Consider the following 707-nt stretch of genomic DNA (forward strand, 5'->3'; position numbering starts at 1 on the left):
CTTTAATCCAGCCGGCTTTTCTTAAACACGCTCCGAAAACCAGTGTCAGAACGGCGGGCAGCAGGAAGCAGACAAACAGTATCCCGGTCCACATTCGGGCTCCGCCGCCCATGGCGGTATAGATGCCGATGGGGCCGACCAGGCCGCAGGTTCCCATACCGGAAGCCGTTTCGATATTTTTCATCTGGAATACTACGGTGGCAGCCGGACCGGTTATAAGGGAGGCCAGTGTGGGGGCGATCCAGATTTTCGGATTCTTTACGATATTGCCCATCTGAAGCATGGTGGTGCCAAGCCCCTGGGCCAGCAGGCCGCCCCAGCCGTTCTCACGGAAGCTTAAGACGGCAAAACCGACCATCTGGGCGCAGCAGCCGGCTGTAGCCGCACCGCCCGCCAGACCGTCGAGCGCCAGCATGATACAGATGGCGGCGCTGCTGATGGGCAGCGTTAAGGCGATTCCGATGAGGCCGGATACCAGAATGCCCATGAAGAAGGGCTGCATCTCCGTGGCCGTCTTAACCAGGTTTCCGAAGGCTGTCATAAAGGCGGCCACACCGGGGCCAACAAACTGGGCGATCAGTACGCCGGAGATGATGGTGACACCGGGGGTTACGATGATGTCGACGCGGGTTTCCTTTGATACAATTTTTCCCAGTTCCGCAGCCACGACGGTGGCGACCAGTGCGCCCACCGGTCCGCCCAGCTCG

At 59.8% G+C, this 707-nt stretch carries 1 protein-coding gene; it reads right to left on the bottom strand.

The genetic code is table 11. The features are described 5' to 3' along the window. Window positions 1-707 (bottom strand): PTS sugar transporter subunit IIC (locus NE664_12580; GenBank protein MCQ4727472.1); only part of this gene is annotated, 707 nt, incomplete at both ends.

The organism is Anaerotignum faecicola (genome assembly GCA_024460105.1).
Taxonomy (GTDB): domain Bacteria; phylum Bacillota; class Clostridia; order Lachnospirales; family Anaerotignaceae; genus JANFXS01.